Below are 20,325 nucleotides of genomic sequence, written 5' to 3' on the forward strand. Positions count from 1 at the left end.
ATGCAGTTCGGCCGCACCTACGAAGAGTTCACCGTCGGCGACGTGTACAAGCACTGGCCCGGCAAGACGGTCACCGAGTACGACGACCACCTCTTCTGTCTGCTCACCATGAACCACCACCCGCTCCACATGGACACGAACTACGCGGAGCAGACGACCGACTTCGGCAAGAACGTCGTGGTCGGGAATTACATCTACTCGCTGCTGCTGGGCATGTCCGTCCCGGACGTCTCCGGCAAGGCGATCGCGAATCTCGAAATCGAATCGCTCAAGCACGTGGCGCCGACCTTCCACGGCGACACGATCTACGGCGAGACGACCGTGCTGGACAAGACACCGTCGAAGTCGAAGAACGACCGCGGCATCGTGTACGTCGAGACCAAGGGCTACAAGCAGGACGGCACGCTCGTCTGCGTCTTCCGGCGCAAGGTGATGGTGCCGACGGCCACGTACATCAAGGAGCGCGGCGGCGAGCAGCCCGGCCGTCCCGAGCTCCGGACCCCCGCGGCGAAGGAGAAGTAGCCATGGCGCGCCTGGCACAGACCGAGGGTCTGACGGACATCCAGCGGGAAATTCTCTCCACGGTCCGCGATTTCGTGGACAAGGAGATCATTCCGGTCGCCACCGAGCTGGAGCACAAGGACGAGTACCCGACGCAGATCGTCGAGGGCCTCAAGGAACTGGGCGTCTTCGGCCTGATGATTCCCGAGGAGTACGGCGGCCTCGGTGAATCCCTCCTGACGTACGCGCTCACGGTCGAGGAGATCGCCCGCGGCTGGATGTCGGTCTCCGGCATCATCAACACGCACTTCATCGTGGCGTACATGCTCAAGCAGCACGGCACGCAGGAGCAGAAGGACTACTTCCTGCCGAAGATGGCGGCCGGCGAAATCCGCGGCGCCTTCTCGATGTCGGAGCCGGCGCTCGGCTCGGACGTGTCGGCGATTTCGTCCAAGGGCGTCAAGGACGGCGACGAGTACGTCCTCAACGGCCAGAAGATGTGGCTGACGAACGGCGGTTCGTCGACGCTGGTGGCCGTGCTCTGCCGGACGGACGAGGGGCATCCGGAAGGCACGGCGCCGCACAAGTCGATGACGACCTTCCTCGTGGAGAAGGAGGCCGGCTTCGGCGAGGTCCGTCCCGGGCTCACCATCCCGGGCAAGATCGACAAGATGGGTTACAAGGGCGTCGACACGACCGAACTCATCATGCAGGACCTCCGGATCCCGGCGAACCGCGTCCTCGGCGGCGAGACCGGACGTGGTTTCTATCACATGATGGACGGCGTCGAGGTCGGCCGGGTGAACGTCGCTGCGCGTGGCTGCGGCGTCGCGCAGCGTGCGTTCGAACTGGGTGTGGACTATGCCCAGCAGAGGCATACGTTCGGCAAACCGATCGCAAAGCATCAGGCCATCCAGTTCAAATTGGCCGAAATGGCGACAAAGGTCGAGGCCGCCCATGCGATGATGGTCAACGCCGCCCGCAAGAAGGACTCCGGCCAGCGGAACGACCTGGAGGCGGGCATGGCGAAGTACCTCGCCTCCGAGTACTGCAAGGAGGTCGTGGAGGACGCCTTCCGCATCCACGGCGGTTACGGCTTCTCCAAGGAATATGAAATCGAACGCCTGTACCGCGAGGCGCCCATGTTGCTCATCGGTGAAGGTACCGCTGAGATCCAGAAAATGATCATTGGGCGCCGGCTACTGGAGGAGTACCGCATCCAGGGCTGAATGTCCGTTTCGGGGTGTTTTCTTCGAGAAGAAGATCACACCCCGTCACCGGACTCAGGCCACGGATTGGCGTTGGCTCTTGGCCAGTTGCCGCTCGCAACCGATAGCATCCCCGGAAAGCCGCCGTCCCCCATCCCTACGCGGCATCCTCCGCTACGAAGGTCATCCATGCCCCACAGCCAATCCTCTGCACATCGCGGTCGCGTGCGCCTCGCGCGCGGAGCGTCGCCGTGGCTCCTGCCGACCGTCGCGACGGCCGCGGTCAGCCTGGCCCGTTCCCGGCGCTCGGGACGCTGGGCCGCCGTCGCCGTGCCCGCCACCGCTCTGGCGGCGGGCATGCTGTGGTTCTTCCGCGACCCCGAGCGCGACATCGCTCAGGGCCGCGTCATTTCCCCGGCCGACGGCGTGGTGCAGAGCATCATGCCGTGGAAGGACGGGCGCACCCGCGTCGCGATCTTCATGAGCCCGCTGAACGTCCACGTGAACCGCGCGCCGCTGGCCGGCACGGTCACGTCCGTCGAGCACATCCCCGGCGGCTTCGTTCCGGCGTTCAACAAGGAGAGCGAGAACAACGAGCGGGTGGTCTGGCACTTCGACACCGAGATCGGTGACGTCGAGATGGTGCAGATCGCCGGTGCGGTGGCCCGCCGCATCGTTCCGTACGTCCCGGAAGGCACCAAGGTCGAGCAGGGCGAGCGCATCGGTCTGATCCGCTTCGGCTCGCGCGTCGACGTGTACCTGCCCGAGGGCGTCGAGGCCGCCGTCGAGGTCGGCCAGGCCACCACAGCGGGGGTGACTCGTCTTGACCGTGATTGATCCCGATACCCAGGCGGGCTGGGCGGCCGAGGAGGAGGACGACGACATGCCGCTGTCGACGCGGCTGTCGATAGCGGACACGCTCACCCTCGGCAACGCGATCTGCGGCTTCATGGCCGTCTACTTCACGACCACCGGCGTCCTGATCCCGCACCTGACGGGCACCGAGGACGGCGGCATGGCGCGTCACAGCGCCGCGATGGCCGTGATCCTGATGCTGCTCGCGTCGGTCTTCGACCTGTTCGACGGCCTGGTCGCGCGCAAGCTGCGGGCCTCGGCGATGGGGGCCGAGCTCGACAACCTCTCCGACCTGATCAGCTTCGGCCTGGCGCCCGCGTACTTCGTGGTGACCTGGGGCATGGTCGCGCAGGACGCGAACCAGCGGGTCTCGGTGGTCGCGGCGGTGGTGGTGCTGCTGGCGGTGATCCTCCGCCTGGCCCGCTTCTCGTGCGTGACGGTGCCGAACGGGATGTTCCAGGGCATGCCGAGCCCCTTCGGGGCGCTGACCGTCGTGGCGATCGTGCTGCTGGAGCTGCCGTTCCTGCCGACGCTGCTGGCGATCATCGGCGTGGCGTGGCTGATGGTGAGCCGGGTGGAGTACCCGAAGCCGCGGGGGCGCCTCGCGGTCGCGATGCTCTCCTGGATCGTGGCGAGCATGGCCATGCTCGCGGCGTGGGCCCTGGACGCCCCGGCCGGCCAGCTGCTGCTGCAGACGGGCTGCGCGCTGCAGGTCGTGACGGGCGCGATGATCCCGCTCTTCGCGACGGCGCGCCGGGTGAACACCTTCCGCGACAACCGCCGCGAGGCGCGGGCAGCCCAGCTGCCGTAGGACCGACACACGCACCGGAGGCCCGGCACGAACCTTGGGTTCGTACCGGGCCTCCGGCGTTTGTACGCCCGTGAGGGTCCCGCCGCGGGCGGTTGCGGTCGCCGGCCGAGTGCACCGCCGCTGTGGCTGGTCGCGCAGTTCCCCGCGCCCCTGAAACGGCCCTTCGGGCCGAGAAAATCAAGCCCGTCCGGCGATTGAGGACCGGGGTCCGGGGCAGCGCCCCGGTTTCGGGAAGGGGCGGGTCCGGGGCCTGCTTCCCCAGGCCCGCCCCAGCGGACTTAAGCCAGGAAGTCCCGCGCGAGGGACTCCGCGGCCTGCTCCAGCAAGGGGCCCGCCTCGGCCATGCACCGCGCCGGGTCCGGCTCCAGGGCCGTCAGGGGGTACGCCCGCTCGATCCCGGCCTGGAGGAGCGCCGACGGTGGGAGGAGGAGGCGGCCGCAGACCGCGACGACGGTCAGGCCGCGGGCGCGGGCCGCGGCCGCCACGCCCGCCGGGGCCTTGCCGTGGAGGGTCTGCTCGTCCAGGGAGCCCTCGCCGGTGATGACGAACGTGGCGCGCTCCAGCGCGGGGCCAAATCCGAGCACGTCGAGCATGACGTCGATGCCGGGCCGGAACGTCGCCCCCAGTCCGACCAGCGCCCCGTACCCGATGCCGCCCGCCGCGCCCGCGCCGGGCGCCACCGCGTACTCGGCGGCCTTCGGGCCCACCGCCGCCTCCAGCACCTTCGCGTAGTGCGCCAGCGCCGCGTCCAGCGTGGCGACGTCCGCCTCGCTCGCGCCCTTCTGCGGGCCGTACACGGCGGGCGCGCCCTTCGGGCCGGTCAGCGGGTTGTCGACGTCGCTGGCGAGCACGATCTCCGTGGCGGCCAGCCGCGGGTCGAGGCCGCTGAGGTCGGCGGAGGCCAGGCCGGCCAGCGGGCCGCCGCCCGGCGCGACCGGCTCCCCCGCACGGTCCAGGAAGCGCGCGCCGAGCGCCGCGAGCATCCCCGCGCCGCCGTCGTTCGTGGCGCTGCCGCCCACGCCGAAGACGATGGAGCGGGCGCCCGCGTCCAGCGCGGCGAGCAGCAGTTCGCCGGTGCCGTACGTGGTGGCCGTCAGCGGCGCGAAGACGCCCTCCGGCAGGTGCTGGAGGCCCGACGCCTCGGCCATCTCCACCACGGCCGTACCGTCGGCGCTCAGCGCGAACGTGGCCGTGACGGGCTCCCCGAGGGGCCCGGTGACCCGCGCCTCGTGCCGGGCGAAACCGGCAGCCAGCGCCGCCGCGACCGTGCCGTCCCCGCCGTCCGCGACCGGCACGGCCGCCACGGAGAGGTCCGGTACGGCGCGCCGCAGCCCGGCCGTGACATGCTCGGCGACCTGCACGGCCGTCAGCGAGCCCTTGAACTTGTCCGCGGCGATCAGCACGTGTGCTGCCGGTGCCTCTGTCGTTGCTGCGTCCACGTCCGCCACCCTGACTCCCCTTGCCGTCGCACTGCGTCGCGCCGCTGTGACCCTATCCGGCGGTGGGCAGGGAGAACAGAGACGCCGATCACGTTTTCCACGAAGCGGATTTTATTTTCCGCTACAACGCCGCCTACGGTACCCCCCGTCCGCGTGCGGCGTCCCGGTTCGGCGCGTTCGGACCCGCGCGCACCCCCGCGGACTTCGGTACACCTGTACGCATGACGCCGTCGCAGAGCAGTGCGCCCACCGAGGCCGCCCGGCCGCCCGGCCTCGCCGACCGGATCCACGGCGGCTGGCTCGGCCGGATCGCCGGGAACATGCTCGGCAAGCCCGTCGAGCACGGCGGCCTGTGGACCCGCGAGCGCATCGACCGCTACCTGCGCCGGGCCGGCGGGCTGCCGCTCACCGACTACCTCCCCCCGCCGCCGTCCGCCGAGGACGCCGAGCGGCTGCGCCCCGAGTGGCGGAGCTGCGTGCGCGGCCGGGTCGACGGCAGCTGCCGCGACGACGACATCGACTACTCCGTGCTGGTACTGGACCTGCTGGAGACCCACGGCACGGACTTCACCACCGAACAGCTCGGCACGCTCTGGCTGCGCCGGCTGCCCTACCTGCAGACCTTCACCGCCGAGCGGGCCGCGTACCGCAATCTCGCCACCGGCATCCAGCCCCCGCTCGCCGCCACCACCGACAATCCGTATCAGGAGTGGATCGGGGCGCTGATCAGGGCGGACGTGTACGGCTGGGTGTCTCCGGGGCAGCCGCGCCGGGCGGCGGCCCTCGCCCGCCGGGACGCGGTCCTCTCGCACACCGGCAACGGCGTGTACGGCGCGATGTGGGCGGCCGCGCTGATCGCGGCGGCCTTCGAGGCGAGCGGGCCGCGCGAGGCCGTGGAGGCGGCGCTGGCCCGTATCCCCGCGAGCAGCAGGCTCGCGCGTACCGTCCGGCACACCACGGCGCTGTACGAATCCGGCGTCGCCTGGGCGGACACGCTCGCCGAGATGGAGCGCGAGGTCGGCCATCTGCACTGGATCCACGTGGTCCCGAACGCCGCCGTCCTCACCGCCGGGCTGCTCTACGGCGAGGGCGACTTCACCTCCACGATCGCGCTGACCGTACGCGGCGGCCTGGACACCGACTCCAACGGCGCGACGGCCGGCTCGGTGGCGGGCGTGCTGTGCGGCGCCGCGGCGATCCCTCCCCAGTGGACGGAGCCGCTGCACGACCGCCTGCGTACCGCCGTCTTCGGCTTCGACGGCATACGGATCAGCGAACTGGCCGCGCGGACGTACCGGCTGGCGGCCGGCGGCCCGGACAGCCCTGACGGTTCCGACGGTCCCGGCACCTGAACGCCCGTGCCCCGTGCGGCGGATGAGGTTAGGCTCGCGAGCGTGACCTTGGATTACGCCGCTTACATCGCAAGCCTGCCCCGGGTGCTCGCGGGCGCCGGCACCATCTTCCGCGACGCCGCCGGGCGCGTGCTGCTCGTCGAGCCCAACTACAAGGACAACTGGATCCTGCCCGGCGGGACGGTGGAGTCCGACCAGGGCGAGTCGCCGCGGCAGGCGGCCCGCCGGGAGACCGCCGAGGAGATCGGCCTGGACATCGAGCCGGGCCGGCTGCTGGCCGTGGACTGGGTGCGCGGCCCGGCGCGGCCGCCGCTGGTGTCGTACCTCTTCGACGGCGGTGTACTGGACGAGGCCCAGCTCGCCGCGATCACTCTCCAGGAGGAGGAGCTGCTCTCCTGGCGCCTGGTGGACCCGGCGGAGCTGGGCGGTTACGTGGACGGGCCGATGGCGCTGCGGCTGGGCGCAGCGCTGGAGGCGCTGGCGGACGGCCGCGGGCCGGCCGAGCTGGAGGACGGCGTACCGCCGCGGCGCCCGGCGTAGCCCGCGGCGCCGCAGCACAGCCCGCGGCCGCCGTCACGCGGCCGCCGCCACCTCCCGCTCGAAGTCGAGCAGGTGACGCTTGCGGTCCAGGCCGCCGCCGTAGCCGGTCAGGCCGCCGCCCGCACCGACGACGCGGTGGCAGGGCACGATGATCCCGATCGGGTTCTTGCCGTTGGCCAGCCCCACCGCGCGGGCGGCCGACGGCTTGCCGAGCCGGCCGGCCAGCTCTCCGTACGAGACCGTCCCGCCGTACGGGATGTCGCACAGCGCCGCCCACACGCGCCGCTGGAACGGCGTCCCGTCGAGCCGGAGCGGCAGGTCGAAGGCGGTCAGCTCGCCGGCGAAGTACGCCCGCAGCTGCCGGATCGCGGTGGCGAAAGGCTCGGCCGCCGGCTCCTCCGGGTGCCCGAAGGTCTCCTGCGGCGGCCGGTGCCGCTGGTCGGTCATGTACAGGCCGGTGAGCGCGCCGTCCCGGGCGACGAGCGTGAGCGGCCCGACCGGCGTGCCGGTCATGACGGCGTGCGTGTACGTGTCTGTTTCCGTGTCCGTGTGAACAGGCATGGCGCTTCCCTCAGTCGGTGGGGAGGTGGTTGATCGGGTGGGCGTCGGTGGCCCAGAGGTACTGGACCGCGTACGCGCGCCAGGGGCGCCAGGCGGCGGCCCGGGCGAGCAGCGCGGCCGGTGTGCCGGGCAGCCCCAGGCCCTGCGCCGCGCGGCGCACGCCGAGGTCGGTGGCGGTGAACGCGTCGGGTTCGCCGAGCGCCCGCATCGCAATGCACTCGACCGTCCAGGGCCCGAAGCCGGGCAGTGCGGCGAGCCGGGCGCGCGCCTCCTCGCGGTCACTGCCGGGCCCGAGCTGCAGCTCCCCGCCGGCCAGCGCGGCGACCAGGCCGGTGAGCGTGGCGCGCCGGGTACGCGGCATCGCGAGGGTCTCCGGGTCCAGCTCCGCCAGCGCGGCGGCGCTCGGGAAGAGGTGGGTGAGGCCGCCCTCGGGGTCCTCGATCCGCTCCCCGTACGCGGCGGCCAGCCGCCCCGCGTGCGTACGCGCCGCCGCCGTCGAGACCTGCTGCCCGATCACCGCCCGTACGGCGAACTCGTCCGCGTCCACGGTGCGCGGCACCCGCCGCCCCGGCGCCTTCGCGATCAGCGGCGCCAGTACCGGATCGTCGGCCAGCAGCGCGTCCACCGCCTCGGGGTCGGCGTCCAGGTCGAGCATCCGGCGGCAGCGGGCGATGGCTCCGGCCAGGTCGCGCAGGTCGGTCAGGGAGAGCCGGCAGTCGATGTGTCCGGGGCGCGGGGTGAGCGCCACGATGCCGTGTCCGTACGGGAGGCGCAGGGTGCGGCGGTACGCGCCGTCCCGCCACTCCTCCACGCCGGGGACGGCGGTGGCGGCGAGGTGCCCGAAGAGGTTGTCGGGGCACAGCGGCTTACGGAAGGGGAGGCGGAGGGTGAGGGTGGTGAGCGCCGGGGAGTCCGGCGCCGCGGGCTGCGGGCCCGGCGCGGCGGCCGGGCCCGCGGGCCGGGCCCGCTGCCGCAGCTCGCTCGGCGACAGCGCGAAGACCTCCCGCACGGTGTCGTTGAATGTCCGGATCGAGGCGAAACCGGCGGCGAACGCGATCTCCGCCATCGGCAGCGCGCTGGTCTCGATGAGCAGCCGCGCGGTCTGGGCGCGCTGGGCCCGGGCGAGGGCGAGCGGCCCGGCGCCCAGCTCGGCGAGCAGCTGGCGTTCCACCTGCCGCGGGCTGTACCCGAGGCGCGCGGCCAGCCCCGGTACCCCGTCCCGGTCCACCACGCCGTCGCCGATCAGGCGCATGGCCCGGGCGACCGCGTCGGCCCGCTCGTTCCACTGCGGGGAGCCGGGGCTGGCGTCGGGCCGGCACCGCTTGCAGGCCCGGAAGCCGGCCTGCTGCGCGGCGGCCGCGCTGGGGTAGAAGCGCATGTTCGCGGGCTTGGGAGGCACCACCGGGCAGCTGGGCCGGCAGTAGATCTTCGTCGTGGTGACGGCGGTGAAGAACCACCCGTCGAAACGGGCGTCCTTGGACTGCACGGCGCGTACGCACCGCTCGGTGTCGGTGTGCATGCCTCAAGGATTTCGCAGGCGGCGCGCGGTGGCTGGCGAGAATCCGACATGGACGTGCGGCGGGCGGGCCGGGAGCGCGGAAGGCCGGCTCCGGCGAGCGGCCGGCGTCGCTCGACATCGCGGCAGCCGCCGCACTGCTCCTGGACGCCCGGGGACGGGTGGAGAGCTGGCCGGGGACGGCCCGGCGACTGCTGGGCCATGCCCCCGCCGAGGCCGTCGGGCGGCGCGCCGCCCGATCTGCTCGCCCCGGACGACGCGGCGCGGCTGCCCGCGCCGGCCGCGGAGTGCCGGGAGCACGGCAGTTGGTCGGGGCTGCTCTCGGCGCGGCGCCCGGACGGCGGCAGGACCGGTCTCCAAGTACAGGTGGTGCCGCTGACCGATGGCGCGGGGCGGGAGCACTGGCTGCTCCTCGCGGCCGCGGCGCCGCCCCCCGCACGGCTGGGAGATGAGCCGCGGTCCACCACCATGCGGCAGCTGGCGCGCTGGGGCCTCGACGAGCTCGCGTTCACCACGGAGCTGGTGGTCAGCGAGCTGGTCACCAATGCGATCCGGTACGGGGGCGGGCCCATCCGGCTGCGGCTGATCCTGGATCAGCTCCTGACCTGCGAGGTCTCCGACGGCAGCAGCACCTCGCCGTATCCGAGGCACCCGAACACGACCGACGAGGGCGGCCGCGGGCTCTTCCTGATCTCCCAGTTCACCGAGCGGTGGGGCACCCGGTACACCACCGAAGGCAAGGTCATCTGGACGGAACAGGCGCTCACCGTGGGTGCGGACGCGCCTGCAGCCTGACGAGAACAGCGGGCAGGAGCAGCGGCCAGGCAATGTCTTTGGAACATTCTATTGACAGGACATTTGAACAAGAGCCATCTTTCTGCCCACGGATGTCGACCCACGGCAGGAGACGGCCATGAACGTCACGGACGGCGCATCGGCACGCACCATCCCACCACCCGCCCTCGGCGGGGACACACCGCGGCCCGTACGGCGCCGCCTGCGTGTCATCACCGTCATCGCGACCTTCGGAGGACTCCTCTTCGGATACGACACGGGCGTCATCAACGGCGCCCTGCCGTACATGAAGGACGACCTCGGGCTCACCCCCTTCACGGAGGGCCTGGTCACCAGCTCGCTGCTGCTCGGCGCCGCACTCGGCGCGGTGGCCGGCGGCAAGCTCTCCGACGCCCGGGGGCGCCGCCGCAACATCCTCGTGCTCGCCGTGCTGTTCTTCTTCGGCGCGCTGGGCGCGTCCCTCGCGCCGAGCACCGAGGTCATGATCCTGGCGCGCTTCGTGCTCGGCCTCGCGGTCGGCGGCGCGTCCGTGTCCGTACCCGTGTACCTGGCGGAGATCTCGCCCGCCGAGTGGCGCGGCGGCCTGGTCACCCGTAACGAACTCATGATCGTCAGCGGCCAGTTGCTCGCCTTTTCCTCCAACGCGGTCCTCGCCGGGCTGGGCGGCGAATCCGGCGGCATCTGGCGCTGGATGCTCGTCCTCGCGACCGTCCCCGCCGTCGTGCTGTGGTTCGGCATGCTGGTCATGCCGGAGAGCCCGCGCTGGCTCGCCGCGCAGGGCCGCTTCAAGGACGCGTTCGACGTACTGAAGCAGGTCAGGTCCCAGCAGCGGGCCGAGGCCGAGCTGAGCGAGGTCTCCGCGCTCGCCGTCAAGGACGAGCAGGAGAAGATCGGCGGCTGGCAGGATCTGCGGAGCACGCCCTGGATCCGCCGCCTGATGTGGGTGGGCTTCGGCATCGCCGTCGTCCAGCAGATCACCGGCGTCAACACGATCATGTACTACGGCACCCAGATCCTCACCGATGCCGGCTTCGCCGCGGACAGCGCGCTCACCGCCAACATCGCCAACGGCGTGATCTCGGTCCTCGCCACCTTCGTGGGCATCTGGCTGCTGGGCCGCACGAACCGCCGCCCGATGCTGATGGCCGGTCAGGTCGGTACGACCACCGCGCTCCTGCTGATCGGCGTCTTCTCCATGGCGCTGCCCGCGGGCGACGGCCGTGCCTACGCCGTCCTGGCCATGACCGTCACCTTCCTCGCCTTCCAGCAGGGCGCGATCTCCCCGGTCACCTGGCTGATGCTCTCCGAGCTCTTCCCGATGCGGATGCGCGCCTTCGGCATGGGCGTCGCGGCCGTCATCCTGTGGCTGACCAACTTCGCGATCGGCCTGGTCTTCCCGTCCATGGTCGCCGGCCTCGGCGTCTCCGGCACGTTCTTCCTCTTCGTCGCCTTCGGCCTCCTCGCCCTCGCCTTCGTCAAGCGCTACGTACCGGAGACGAAGGGCCGCACCCTGGAGGCCCTGGAGACGGAGCTGAAGCAGCGGTACTCGTAGGACGGGGCGCGGCGCGTCTCGCACGACCGGGCGTGGGGCGCGGCCGAATCAGCCCGGTTGTCAGCCCAGTTGTCAGCCCAGTTGCGCGGCGAAGGCCGCATACGCCCGCTCGTCGAAGAGGACGAACCGCACCTCTTCCGCGCTCGTCGCCACGCTCCGCACCGTCTCGACGGCGATCCGCGCCCCGTCCTCCAGCGGCCAGCCGTACACCCCGGTCGAGATCGCCGGAAACGCGACCGTACGGGCACCGAGCCCCTCCGCCACCCCCAGCGACTCCCGATAACAGGAAGCGAGCAGCGCGGACCGGTCCTCCTCCCGGGAGTACACTGGCCCCACCGTATGAATGACCCAACGGGCCGGAAGATCCCCCGCCGTGGTCGCCACCGCCTGCCCGGTCGGCAGCCCCCGCCCGTACCGCGAAGCCCGCAACGCCCGGCACTCCTCCAGGATGCGCGGCCCGCCCCGCCGGTGAATCGCCCCGTCCACTCCCCCGCCACCCAGCAACGAGGAGTTGGCGGCATTCACGATGGCGTCCACGTCCTGGTCGGTGATGTCGCCCTTGATGACAGTCAGCTTTCCCTTGGCCGTGCTCATACGGCCATCGTCGCGCACCGGCCACCGGGCGGCGCGGCAATTCGACGGTTCGGTGTCAGCCCCGGGTCTGCCTGATGCGGCGCCAGGCGGCCTTGGCCGCGTTGTGGCCGCACATGCCGTGGACGCCGCCGCCCGGTGGGGTGGCCGAGGAGCAGAGGAAGACGGCGGGGTGGGAGGTGGTGTACGGGATGCGGCGGGGCTTGGGGCGGAGGAGGGTCTGGAGGCCGGAGAAGGCGCCTACGCCGATGTCGCCGCCCACGTAGTTGGCGTTGCGCGCGGCCAGTTCGGGCGGGCCCGCGGTGGCGCGGGCCAGGACGAGGTCGCGGAAGCCGGGGGCGAAGCGTTCCAGCTGGCGTTCGATGGCGTCGGTGAGGTCGCCCGTCCAGCCGTTGGGAGCGTGGCCGTACACCCAGAAGGTGTGCTTGCCCTCGGGGGCGCGGCTGGGGTCGATCAGGCTGGGCTGGGAGGTGATGAGGAACGGGCGCTCGGGGGCCCGGCCCTCATGGACGTCGCGCAGCGCGCGGCCGATGTCGCCCTCGGTGGGGCCGACATGGACCGTACCGGCGCGGCGGGCCTCCTTGGAGGTCCACGGGACGGGCCCGGACAGCGCGTAGTCGATCTTGAAGGCGGAGGGGCCGTAGCGGTACGAGGAGAAGGCGTTGCCGAGCCCTGCGATGCGGGCCAGCGCCGTGGGTGAGGTGTCGAAGATGTAGGCGCGAGCGGGCGGGAGGTCGTCCAGGCGCTTGACCTCGTAGTCCGTATGGAGCACACCGCCCTGGTCACGGAGGTACCCGGCGAGCGCGTCCGGGATGGCCTGCGAGCCGCCGCGGGCGATGGGCCAGCCGTACGCGTGCGCCGCCAGCATGAAGGTCAGGGCGATGGCGCCGGTGGCGATGCCGGTGAGCGGGTGGATGACGTGCGCCGCGCAGCCGGCGAAGACGGCGCGTGCCTTCTCGTCGCGGAAGAGGCGGTTCAGCACGGCCACGGGCGGGATGCCGGCCAGGCCGAAGCGGGCGAGGGTCACCGGGTCGCGCGGGAAGCCCTCGAAGACGCCGCGCATCATGTCGCGCGCGAGCGTGTCCCACTTGCCGCGGAAGGGGTCGACCAGACGGCGGTACGGTCCGGCGTCGCGGACGCCGAAGGACCGCGCGGTCTCGCCCACGGAGCGGGAGAGCACGGCGGCGCTGCCGTCCGGGAAGGGGTGCGCCATGGGGAGTTCGGGGTGCAGCCACTCCAGGCCGTACCGCTCCAGGGGGAGGTCGCGGAAGGCGGGCGAGCCGATGCCGGTGGGGTGCACGGCCGAGCAGGGGTCGTGCCGGAAGCCGGGGAGCGTCAGCTCCTCCGTACGCGCGCCGCCGCCGATCGTGTCGCGGGCCTCGAAGACCTCGACGGACATGCCCCGGCGGGCCAGTTCGACCGCCGCCGTCAGGCCGTTCGGTCCGGCTCCGATCACCACGGCATCGAGCATCGTCGGCACCTGCGCCACTCCCCTCGTGTCGATCCTCCGCGTCGAGGATCAGTCGGCGGCTGAGCCCGTGTCACCTGCCATGGAGCCGGTGACACCGACCAGCAGGTCGAGGATACGCCGGGCGGTCGCCTCGTCCCGCGCCGCGGTGAACGGCAGGGTGTTGCCCCCCGCTATCCGGAACGGCACGCCGGAGAGGGTCATGCTCGCGCCGCCCGCCTCCTGGACGAGCAGCAGGCCCGCCGCGTGGTCCCAGGGGTTCTCCCAGGTGAAGGCGATCGCCTCCAGCGTGCCGCGGGCGATGGCCAAGTACTCCAGGCCCGCCGAGCCGCAGGGGCGGGGCGCGATGCCCTCGCAGACCAGGCCGGACAGCGCGCGCTTCTCGGCGACGGTGGTGAAGTCGTGGTGCGACATGGCGACTTCCAGGGTCTTGCCCTCGTGCGGCGCGCCGGCGCGGAGCCGGCGGCCGTTCAGCCGGGCGCCGCCGCCGCGCACCGCGACGGCCATCTCCTCCAGCGCCGGCGCGTACGTCCAGGAGGCCAGCAGCTCACCGCGGTACGCGAGCGCGACCAGGGTCGCGAAGCCGGGGTCGCCGTGCACGAACTGCCGCGTGCCGTCGACCGGGTCCACGATCCATACCGGTACGTCACCGTGCAGCGCGTCCAGCACCGCGGGGTCGGCGTGCACCGCCTCCTCGCCCACCACGGCCGAGCCGGGCAGCAGGGCGGTGAGGGCGGTCGTGAGGTGCTCCTCGGCGCGCTGGTCGGCGATGGTGACCAGGTCGTGCGGGCCGTTCTTCTCCACCACCTCGTGGGCGGCGAGCTGCCGGAAGCGCGGCAGGATCTCGGCCGCCGCGGCCTCGCGGACGGCCTTCTCGACGGCGTCCAGGTCGACGGCCGCGAGCACGGCGTCCGCGGCGGTACCGGCGGTCCCGGCACTCGCGCCGGCTGTCCCGGCCGGGCCCGTCATGTCCGCCCTGTCTTCCCTGTCCGCCCTGTCCGTCCTGTCGTCGTTGTTTGCAGGAATCACAGGAATTGCTTCGATCATGTCTCCATGGAAGCACGGACCACTGACACGGCACCTGGCGTCCAGATGAACCCCAGGTGCACGCGGTCGACGATCAGCTGCATGGGTGACCGTCGGTGATCAGTCGTGGTGGGACGGGTCAGCGGCCCACCGCGTACCCCTGCATCCCCCGCGGGTTCGCGGCGGCGGAAAGCACTCCGGTCTCCGGGTCGCGCGCGACCGCGCACAGGCGGCCCTCGGACCAGGCGTCACCGACGGTCACGTCGTGACCGCGCTCCCGCAGCCCCGCGACGACCTCCTCGCCGATGCGGGACTCCACGGTCACGCTGCCCGGCCGCATGGCGCGCGGGAAGAACGACCCCGGGAAGGAGTCGGTGTGCCAGTTCGGCGCGTCGATCGCGCCCTGGAGGTCGAGGCCGCCCCGTACGGGCTCGCGCACCGTGACGGCCAGGAAGAAGTGCAGCTGCCACTGGTCCTGCTGATCGCCGCCCGGCGTACCGAAGGCCATGACCGGCACCCCGTCACGCAGCGCCAGGGAGGGGGTGAGGGTCGTGCGCGGGCGGCGGCCCGGGGTGAGGGAGTTCGGCAGCCCCTCCTCCAGCCAGGCCATCTGCAGCCGCGTACCGAGGGGGAAGCCGAGGCCCGGGATCACCGGGTTGGACTGGAGCCAGCCCCCGGAGGGGGTGGCCGAGACCATGTTGCCCCAGCGGTCGACGATGTCGATGTGGCAGGTGTCGCCGCGGGTGGCGCCGGTGCGGTCGACCTCGGGGGCGACGGCGGCCTTGCCCGCGCCCCCGGTGCCGGTCGCGACGGTGGGCTCGCCCGCGCCGCTTCCGGAGACGCCGAGCGCATCGAAGCCCGGCTCTCCGGCGGCCACGGCGGCGGCGTGCTTACTGAGGCGCGGGGCGCGGCCCTCGGGGCGGCCGGGGCGCAGCTCGTACGAGGCGGTGCCGCCGATCAGCGCCCGGCGCTCGGCGTTGTACTCCGGGGACAGCAGGGCCCCTACGGGTACGGCGTCGGCGCCCGTACCCTCCGCGTCGCCGTACCACGCCTCGCGGTCGGCCATCGCGAGCTTGGTGCCCTCGATGAGGGTGTGGACGTACTCGGCGCTCCCGTAGGCGGGCAGCTCCTCGGGGAGCAGCGCGAGCTGCTGGAGCAGGGCCGGGCCCTGGGACCAGGCGCCCGCCTTGGCGACGGTCCAGCCGTTCCAGTCGTACGTGACCGGCGCCTCGTACGTGGCCCGGAAGGCGGCGAGGTCGTCACCCGTGAGCGTGCCGGCGTGCCGCTCGCCGGAGGTGTCCATGGCGGGGCGTGCGGCGAACGCGGCCATCGCCTCGCCGATGAAGCCCTCGCGCCAGATGCGGCGGGCCGCGTCGATCTGTGCCTCGCGGCCGGGGCCCGCCGCCTCGGCCTCGCGGACCAGCCGCTCCCAGGTGTCGGCGAGCGGCTGGTTCCGCAGGAGTCCGCCGGGGGCCACGGAGCGGCCGCCGGGGAGGTAGATCTCGGCCGAGGTCGGCCACTCGTTCTCGAAGAGCTCGCGGACGGTCTCCACGGTCTCGCCGACGCGTTCGACGGCCGGGTGGCCGTTGCGTGCGTACCCGATGGCGTACGACAGGACCTCGGCGAGCGTCTTCGTACCGTGGTCCCGGAGCAGCAGCAGCCAGGCGTCGAACGCGCCCGGTACGGCGGCGGCGAGCGGGCCCGTACCGGGGACGAGGTCCAGGCCGAGCGAGGTGTAGTGCGCGACGGTGGCGCCGGCCGGTGCGGGGCCCTGGCCGCACAGCACCTGTACGGGGCCGCCGGCCGGGGCGAGGATGATCGGGACCTCGCCGGCCGGGCCGTTCAGGTGCGGCTCGACGACGTGCAGTACGAAGCCGGCGGTGACCGCGGCGTCGTAGGCGTTGCCGCCGCCCTCCAGGATCGCCATGGCGGACTGGGAGGCCAGCCAGTGGGTGGACGAGGCCATTCCGTAGGTGCCGGTGAGGGTGGGGCGGGTCGTGAACAAGCTGGCTCCTGTCGGTGACTTGGTGCGGGTGCGGTGTGGTGCGCGCCGGGATCGCCCTGCGGGCGCGTCCTCACTCGCCGGACGGGCTTGAATTCGCTGGGCTTCGTCCTTCGAGCGGACGGCCGGAGGCGTCCACCAAGTGGCACGAAACTCTGCGGCCCCCCGGCAGTCCCCGCAGCTCCGGTACTTCCGTGCGGCAGCGGGCCTCCGCCACCGGACACCGCGTGTGGAAGTGGCAGCCCGGGGGCGGGGACAGGGGGCTCGGGAGGTCGCCGTGGAGGACGATGCGTTCGCGGGTGCGCTGGGTGGCGGGGTCCGGTACGGGGGCCGCTGAGAGGAGGGCCTGGGTGTACGGGTGCAGCGGGTCGGCGAAGAGCCGATCCGTCGGGGCCTCCTCGACGATCCGGCCCAGGTACATCACGGCGATCCGGTCCGCCAGGAACTCCACGGCCGCCAGGTCGTGGGTGATGAAGAGGCAGCCGAAGCCGCGGTCCCGCTGCAGGTCGGCGAGGAGGTTCAGGACGGACGCCTGGACGGAGACGTCCAGTGCGGAGGTCGGTTCGTCGGCGATGAGAAGGTCCGGCGCCACGGAGAGCGCGCGGGCCAGGGAGATGCGCTGGCGCTGGCCGCCGGAGAGCTCGTGCGGGTGCCGGTCGGCGTGTTCGGGGCGCAGCCCGACCTGCCCGAGCAGCTCCTCGACGCGGTCCCGGAGGCCGGATCTCGGTACCAGGCGGTGCAGCCGCAGCGGCTCGGCGACGATCTGACCGATCGTCATGCGTGGGTCCAGCGAGGAGGACGGGTCCTGGAAGACCAGGTGCATGTCGGTGCGGAGCGGGCGCAGGGCGCGGCGCGAGAGGTGGGTGATGTCGGTGCCCTTGAGGGCGATGCGGCCGCCGGTCGGCTCGTCCAGGCGGACCACGCAGCGGCCGACGGTGGACTTGCCGCTGCCCGACTCCCCCACCAGGCCGAGAACTTCGCCGCGCCCGATGGTCAGGCTGACGCCGTCCACGGCCCGTACGGTGCCACCGGACGTGGTGAAGTGGCGCTCCAGATCGCGTACTTCGAGCACGGGGACGGCGCCGTCCGCGGCACCGGCGTCGTCCGCGGCGCCCTCGCGCGGGCCCGGGATCTCTCGTACGGCGCTCATCGGGCGGCCTCCTCATGCGTCACCGTGATCGGGTGCCAGCACGCGACCTGGTGGCCCGTATCGGGAGTCAGTACGGGCCGCGCGGTGCCGCAGCGTTCATCCGCGTGCGCGCAGCGGTCGGCGAAGGTGCAGGCGTCCGGCTGGGCGGTCAGGCTCGGTACCAGTCCGGGGATCTCCGGCAGCCGGCGCTTGCCTTCCTGGCCCGGCCGCAGCACGGCGCCCAGCAGGCCCCGCGTGTACGGGTGCCGGGGCGCGGCGAACAGCTCGCCCACCGGGGCCTGTTCGACGGCCCGGCCCGCGTACATCACCAGCACCCGGTCCGCCGCGTCGGCGACCACGCCCAGGTCGTGGGTGATGAGCACGATGGCGGTGCCCAGGCGTTCGCGCAGCGACCGGAGGACTTCGAGGATGCCGGCCTGGACGGTGACGTCCAGCGCGGTGGTCGGCTCGTCGGCGATGAGGACGGCCGGGTCGCAGGCCACCGCGATGGCGATCATGACGCGCTGCCGCATACCGCCGCTGAGCTGGTGCGGATACTCCGCCACCCGGCGCTCCGGCGCGGGGATGCCGACCAGGCCGAGCAGTTCGACGGCCTTCTCCTTCGCCTCCCCGCGGGTCAGGCCCTGGTGGCGGCGGAGTACCTCGCCGATCTGGCGGCCGACGGTGAGGACCGGGTTCAGCGAGGTCATCGGCTCCTGGAAGATCATCGCGAGGTCCTTGCCGCGGACCTTCGCCAGCTCCTTCTCGTCAGCGCCGGCCAGCTCCCGGCCGCCGAGCCGGACGGAGCCGGTGACGGTCGCGGTCGGCGGCAGCAGTCCCATGACGGCCATCGAGGTCACCGATTTGCCGCAGCCGGACTCGCCGACGATGGCGAGGACTTCGCCGGGCGCCACGTCGTACGAGAGGGAGTCGACGGCGTGCACGGTACGGGTGTCGGAGCGGAAGGAGACAGAGAGGTCGCGGACGCTCAGTACGGGTGTGCCGGGTGCCCCGGGTGCGCCGGGCGCGTCAGAAGCGTGGGGCGCGCCGGAAACCTCGTACGGGGTGCTCATCGGGTGCCTCCGCGGGGGTCGAGGACGTCGCGCAGTCCGTCGCCGAGCAGGTTGAAGGCCAGCGTCGCGGCGACGATGGCGAGGCCGGGGAAGACCGCCATCCAGGGCGCGGGGCCGAGGAAGGGCTGGGTGCCCGCGAGCATCACGCCGAGCGAGGGGGCCGGCGGCTGGACGCCGAGGCCGAGGAAGCTGAGCAGCGCCTCGCCGATGATCGCGGCGGGGATGCCGACGGTGGCCTGGACGATCAGCGCCGAGGTGGCGTTCGGGAGGATGTGCCGCGCGAGTACCGTGCCGTCGCCGCCGCCGTTGACGATCGCGGCGCCCACGTAGTCCAGGTGTCTGAGGCGCAGCGTCTCGGCGCGTGTGATGCGGATGACGGCCGGTACCTGCGAGATCCCGATGGCGAGCGTGGCGTTGAGCAGCGACGGGCCGAGGACGGCCGCCAGCCCCACCGCGAGGACGAGGAAGGGGAAGGCGAGCAGGGTGTCGGTGAGCCGGGAGACGGCGGAGTCGGCGTACTTGCCGTAGTACCCGGCGGCAAGGCCCAGCGGTACGCCGATGAGGAAGGCCAGTACCACGGCGAGCAGGCCCACCTGCATGGACGCGCGGGCGCCGTAGATCACCCGGGAGAGCTGGTCGCGGCCGAGGTCGTCGGTACCGAGCCAGTGCGCCCAGGAGGGCGGCGCCAGCGCGGCCTCGAAGTCGGGCCCTGCCGGGTCGTACGGGGCGAGCAGCGGGGCGCAGAGCGCGGCCAGCACGAAGACGGCGGCGATCACGGCGCCGGTGAGGGCGAGCCGGTTCCTGCGCAGGGCGCGCAGCCGGGTGCGCAGGGTGCCGGGACGCGGCGCCGCGGCGGGCTCTTCCGGGGCGGCCGGGGCACCGGCGGTGACCGTGGTGTCTGTGATGTTCGGGGTGTCCGGAGTGGCGGTCATCGGGCGCCTCCGAGCCGGATGCGCGGGTCGATGACCGAATAGAGCACATCGACCGCGAGGTTGACGAGGATGTAGGCGGCGGAGGTGCACAGCACCACGCCCTGGAGCATCGTGTAGTCGCGGGTGAAGACCGCGTCGATGGTGAGCTTGCCGAAGCCGGGCAGGACGAAGATCTGCTCGGTGACGACGGCGCCGGAGATGAGGTGGCCGAGCTGGAGGCCGAGGACGGTCACCACGGTCACCAGGCTGTTGCGCAGCGCGTGCCCGCCGATGACCTGGCGTCGGGAGAGGCCCTTGGCGCGGGCGGTGCGGACGTAGTCGGCGGAGAGGCTGTCGAGCATCGCGCCGCGGGTCTGCCGCATGACGACGGCCGCGAGCCCGGAGCCGAGGACGACGGCCGGCAAGACCATCCGCCGTAGATTGTCGACCGGATCCGTTCCGAAGGGCACGTAACCGGACGCCGCGAAGACCGGTACGGCGATCGCGAAGGCGAGGACGAGGACGATGCCGAGCCAGAAGGTGGGGACGGACAGCCCCAGCAGGGCGATGGCGTTGGCCAGCCACTCGGTCGCCCTGCCGCGCCGCACGGCCGCCAGGACGCCCGTCCCGATGCCGAGGACGACGGCCAGGAGGAGGGAGAGCGCGGCGAGTTCGAGCGTGACGGGGAGGGCGTTGCGTATCGAGTCCAGGACGGGCAGGCCGGTGCGGGCCGAGGTGCCGAGGTCGCCGGTGAGGGCGTGGCCGACGAACCGCCCGTACTGGATCACGATGTTGTCGTTCAGCCCGTACGCCTCGCGGACCGCGGCCAGCGCCTCGGGGCTGCGCTCCTCGCCGGCCAGCGCGAGGGCCGGGTCGCCGGGCAGCGCGCGGATGCCGGCGAAGACGACGACGCTGACGAGGAAGAGCGTGATGACCGATTGCCGGAGCCTGGTCAGGAGATACCTGCTCATCGGGCCCACCCCGCGTTCGTGAAG

General features: G+C 72.6%; 18 protein-coding genes and 1 pseudogene. 8 read left to right on the top strand and 11 right to left on the bottom strand.

What is annotated here, in order from left to right; translation table 11 throughout:
• The 4 genes from ACIGXO_RS05445 (at position 1) to pssA (ending at position 3,375) form a co-directional block, all read left to right on the top strand.
• On the top strand, positions 1-522 hold the full coding sequence (locus ACIGXO_RS05445) for a MaoC family dehydratase (protein WP_103834584.1): 522 nt from the start codon (positions 1-3) through the stop codon (positions 520-522).
• Positions 523-524: 2 nt separating this feature from the next.
• The gene (locus ACIGXO_RS05450; RefSeq protein ID WP_399780634.1) at positions 525-1,730 is read left to right on the top strand and encodes an acyl-CoA dehydrogenase family protein; all 1,206 of its coding nucleotides are present in this window, start codon (positions 525-527) and stop codon (positions 1,728-1,730) included.
• Between the two features lie 168 nt (positions 1,731-1,898).
• Positions 1,899-2,546 carry a phosphatidylserine decarboxylase gene (locus ACIGXO_RS05455; RefSeq protein ID WP_031060608.1) on the top strand — a complete coding sequence of 216 codons (648 nt, stop codon included), beginning with the start codon at positions 1,899-1,901 and terminating at the stop codon, positions 2,544-2,546.
• Positions 2,533-3,375, top strand: a complete 843-nt coding sequence (gene pssA, locus ACIGXO_RS05460) for a CDP-diacylglycerol--serine O-phosphatidyltransferase (RefSeq protein WP_030252842.1) — start codon at positions 2,533-2,535, stop codon at positions 3,373-3,375. Before ACIGXO_RS05455 ends, pssA begins: the two co-directional genes overlap by 14 nt.
• Before the next feature lie 278 nt (positions 3,376-3,653).
• Here pssA and ACIGXO_RS05465 read toward each other — a convergent pair whose 3' ends face one another.
• On the bottom strand, positions 3,654-4,778 hold the full coding sequence (locus tag ACIGXO_RS05465; protein WP_399781921.1) for a glycerate kinase: 1,125 nt from the start codon (positions 4,776-4,778) through the stop codon (positions 3,654-3,656).
• A 257-nt stretch (positions 4,779-5,035) separates the two neighbouring features.
• Here ACIGXO_RS05465 and ACIGXO_RS05470 point away from each other — a divergent pair, with 257 nt between their 5' ends.
• Together ACIGXO_RS05470 and ACIGXO_RS05475 are read left to right on the top strand one after the other, a co-directional pair.
• Entirely contained in the window at positions 5,036-6,166 is a 1,131-nt protein-coding gene (locus ACIGXO_RS05470) for an ADP-ribosylglycohydrolase family protein (RefSeq protein WP_399780639.1), read from the top strand.
• Between the two features lie 42 nt (positions 6,167-6,208).
• Positions 6,209-6,706, top strand: coding sequence for an NUDIX domain-containing protein (locus ACIGXO_RS05475; protein WP_399780642.1), 498 nt, complete (start codon positions 6,209-6,211; stop codon positions 6,704-6,706).
• A 33-nt stretch (positions 6,707-6,739) separates the two neighbouring features.
• Here the strand turns inward: ACIGXO_RS05475 and ACIGXO_RS05480 are convergent, their stop codons facing one another.
• Entirely contained in the window at positions 6,740-7,267 is a 528-nt protein-coding gene (locus ACIGXO_RS05480) for a methylated-DNA--[protein]-cysteine S-methyltransferase (protein ID WP_399780646.1), read from the bottom strand.
• A 10-nt stretch (positions 7,268-7,277) separates the two neighbouring features.
• Positions 7,278-8,786, bottom strand: coding sequence for an AlkA N-terminal domain-containing protein (locus ACIGXO_RS05485; protein ID WP_399780649.1), 1,509 nt, complete (start codon positions 8,784-8,786; stop codon positions 7,278-7,280).
• 429 nt (positions 8,787-9,215) lie between these two features.
• Between ACIGXO_RS05485 and ACIGXO_RS05490 the strand changes: the two are divergent.
• Together ACIGXO_RS05490 and ACIGXO_RS05495 are read left to right on the top strand one after the other, a co-directional pair.
• Positions 9,216-9,578 (top strand): annotated as a pseudogene (locus tag ACIGXO_RS05490) (ATP-binding protein); the annotation flags it as partial.
• A 118-nt stretch (positions 9,579-9,696) separates the two neighbouring features.
• On the top strand, positions 9,697-11,130 hold the full coding sequence (locus ACIGXO_RS05495) for a sugar porter family MFS transporter (protein WP_399780652.1): 1,434 nt from the start codon (positions 9,697-9,699) through the stop codon (positions 11,128-11,130).
• Between the two features lie 72 nt (positions 11,131-11,202).
• Here ACIGXO_RS05495 and ACIGXO_RS05500 read toward each other — a convergent pair whose 3' ends face one another.
• The 8 genes from ACIGXO_RS05500 to ACIGXO_RS05535 all read right to left on the bottom strand — a co-directional run bounded on the left by ACIGXO_RS05500 (position 11,203) and on the right by ACIGXO_RS05535 (position 20,301).
• Positions 11,203-11,724 carry an O-acetyl-ADP-ribose deacetylase gene (locus ACIGXO_RS05500; protein WP_399780655.1) on the bottom strand — a complete coding sequence of 174 codons (522 nt, stop codon included), beginning with the start codon at positions 11,722-11,724 and terminating at the stop codon, positions 11,203-11,205.
• Between the two features lie 55 nt (positions 11,725-11,779).
• Positions 11,780-13,192: a phytoene desaturase family protein gene (locus ACIGXO_RS05505; RefSeq protein ID WP_399781923.1), complete on the bottom strand. Its 1,413-nt coding sequence runs from the start codon at positions 13,190-13,192 to the stop codon at positions 11,780-11,782.
• Positions 13,193-13,240: 48 nt separating this feature from the next.
• The gene (locus tag ACIGXO_RS05510) at positions 13,241-14,158 is read right to left on the bottom strand and encodes an inositol monophosphatase family protein (RefSeq protein ID WP_399780657.1); all 918 of its coding nucleotides are present in this window, start codon (positions 14,156-14,158) and stop codon (positions 13,241-13,243) included.
• 196 nt (positions 14,159-14,354) lie between these two features.
• Positions 14,355-16,220 carry a gamma-glutamyltransferase family protein gene (locus tag ACIGXO_RS05515; protein WP_399780660.1) on the bottom strand — a complete coding sequence of 622 codons (1,866 nt, stop codon included), beginning with the start codon at positions 16,218-16,220 and terminating at the stop codon, positions 14,355-14,357.
• 70 nt (positions 16,221-16,290) lie between these two features.
• A complete protein-coding gene (locus ACIGXO_RS05520) occupies positions 16,291-17,367 on the bottom strand; it encodes an ABC transporter ATP-binding protein (protein WP_399780663.1) in 1,077 nt (358 codons plus the stop codon).
• Positions 17,364-18,419, bottom strand: a complete 1,056-nt coding sequence (locus ACIGXO_RS05525; protein WP_399780665.1) for an ABC transporter ATP-binding protein — start codon at positions 18,417-18,419, stop codon at positions 17,364-17,366. Before ACIGXO_RS05525 ends, ACIGXO_RS05520 begins: the two co-directional genes overlap by 4 nt.
• A complete protein-coding gene (locus ACIGXO_RS05530; RefSeq protein ID WP_399780668.1) occupies positions 18,416-19,351 on the bottom strand; it encodes an ABC transporter permease in 936 nt (311 codons plus the stop codon). The genes ACIGXO_RS05525 and ACIGXO_RS05530 overlap by 4 nt, the downstream gene beginning before the upstream one ends.
• Entirely contained in the window at positions 19,348-20,301 is a 954-nt protein-coding gene (locus tag ACIGXO_RS05535; RefSeq protein ID WP_399780671.1) for an ABC transporter permease, read from the bottom strand. The genes ACIGXO_RS05530 and ACIGXO_RS05535 overlap by 4 nt, the downstream gene beginning before the upstream one ends.
• Positions 20,302-20,325 lie beyond the last annotated feature (24 nt).

Source organism: Streptomyces sp. NPDC053542 (assembly GCF_044544685.1).
Lineage (GTDB): Bacteria > Actinomycetota > Actinomycetes > Streptomycetales > Streptomycetaceae > Streptomyces.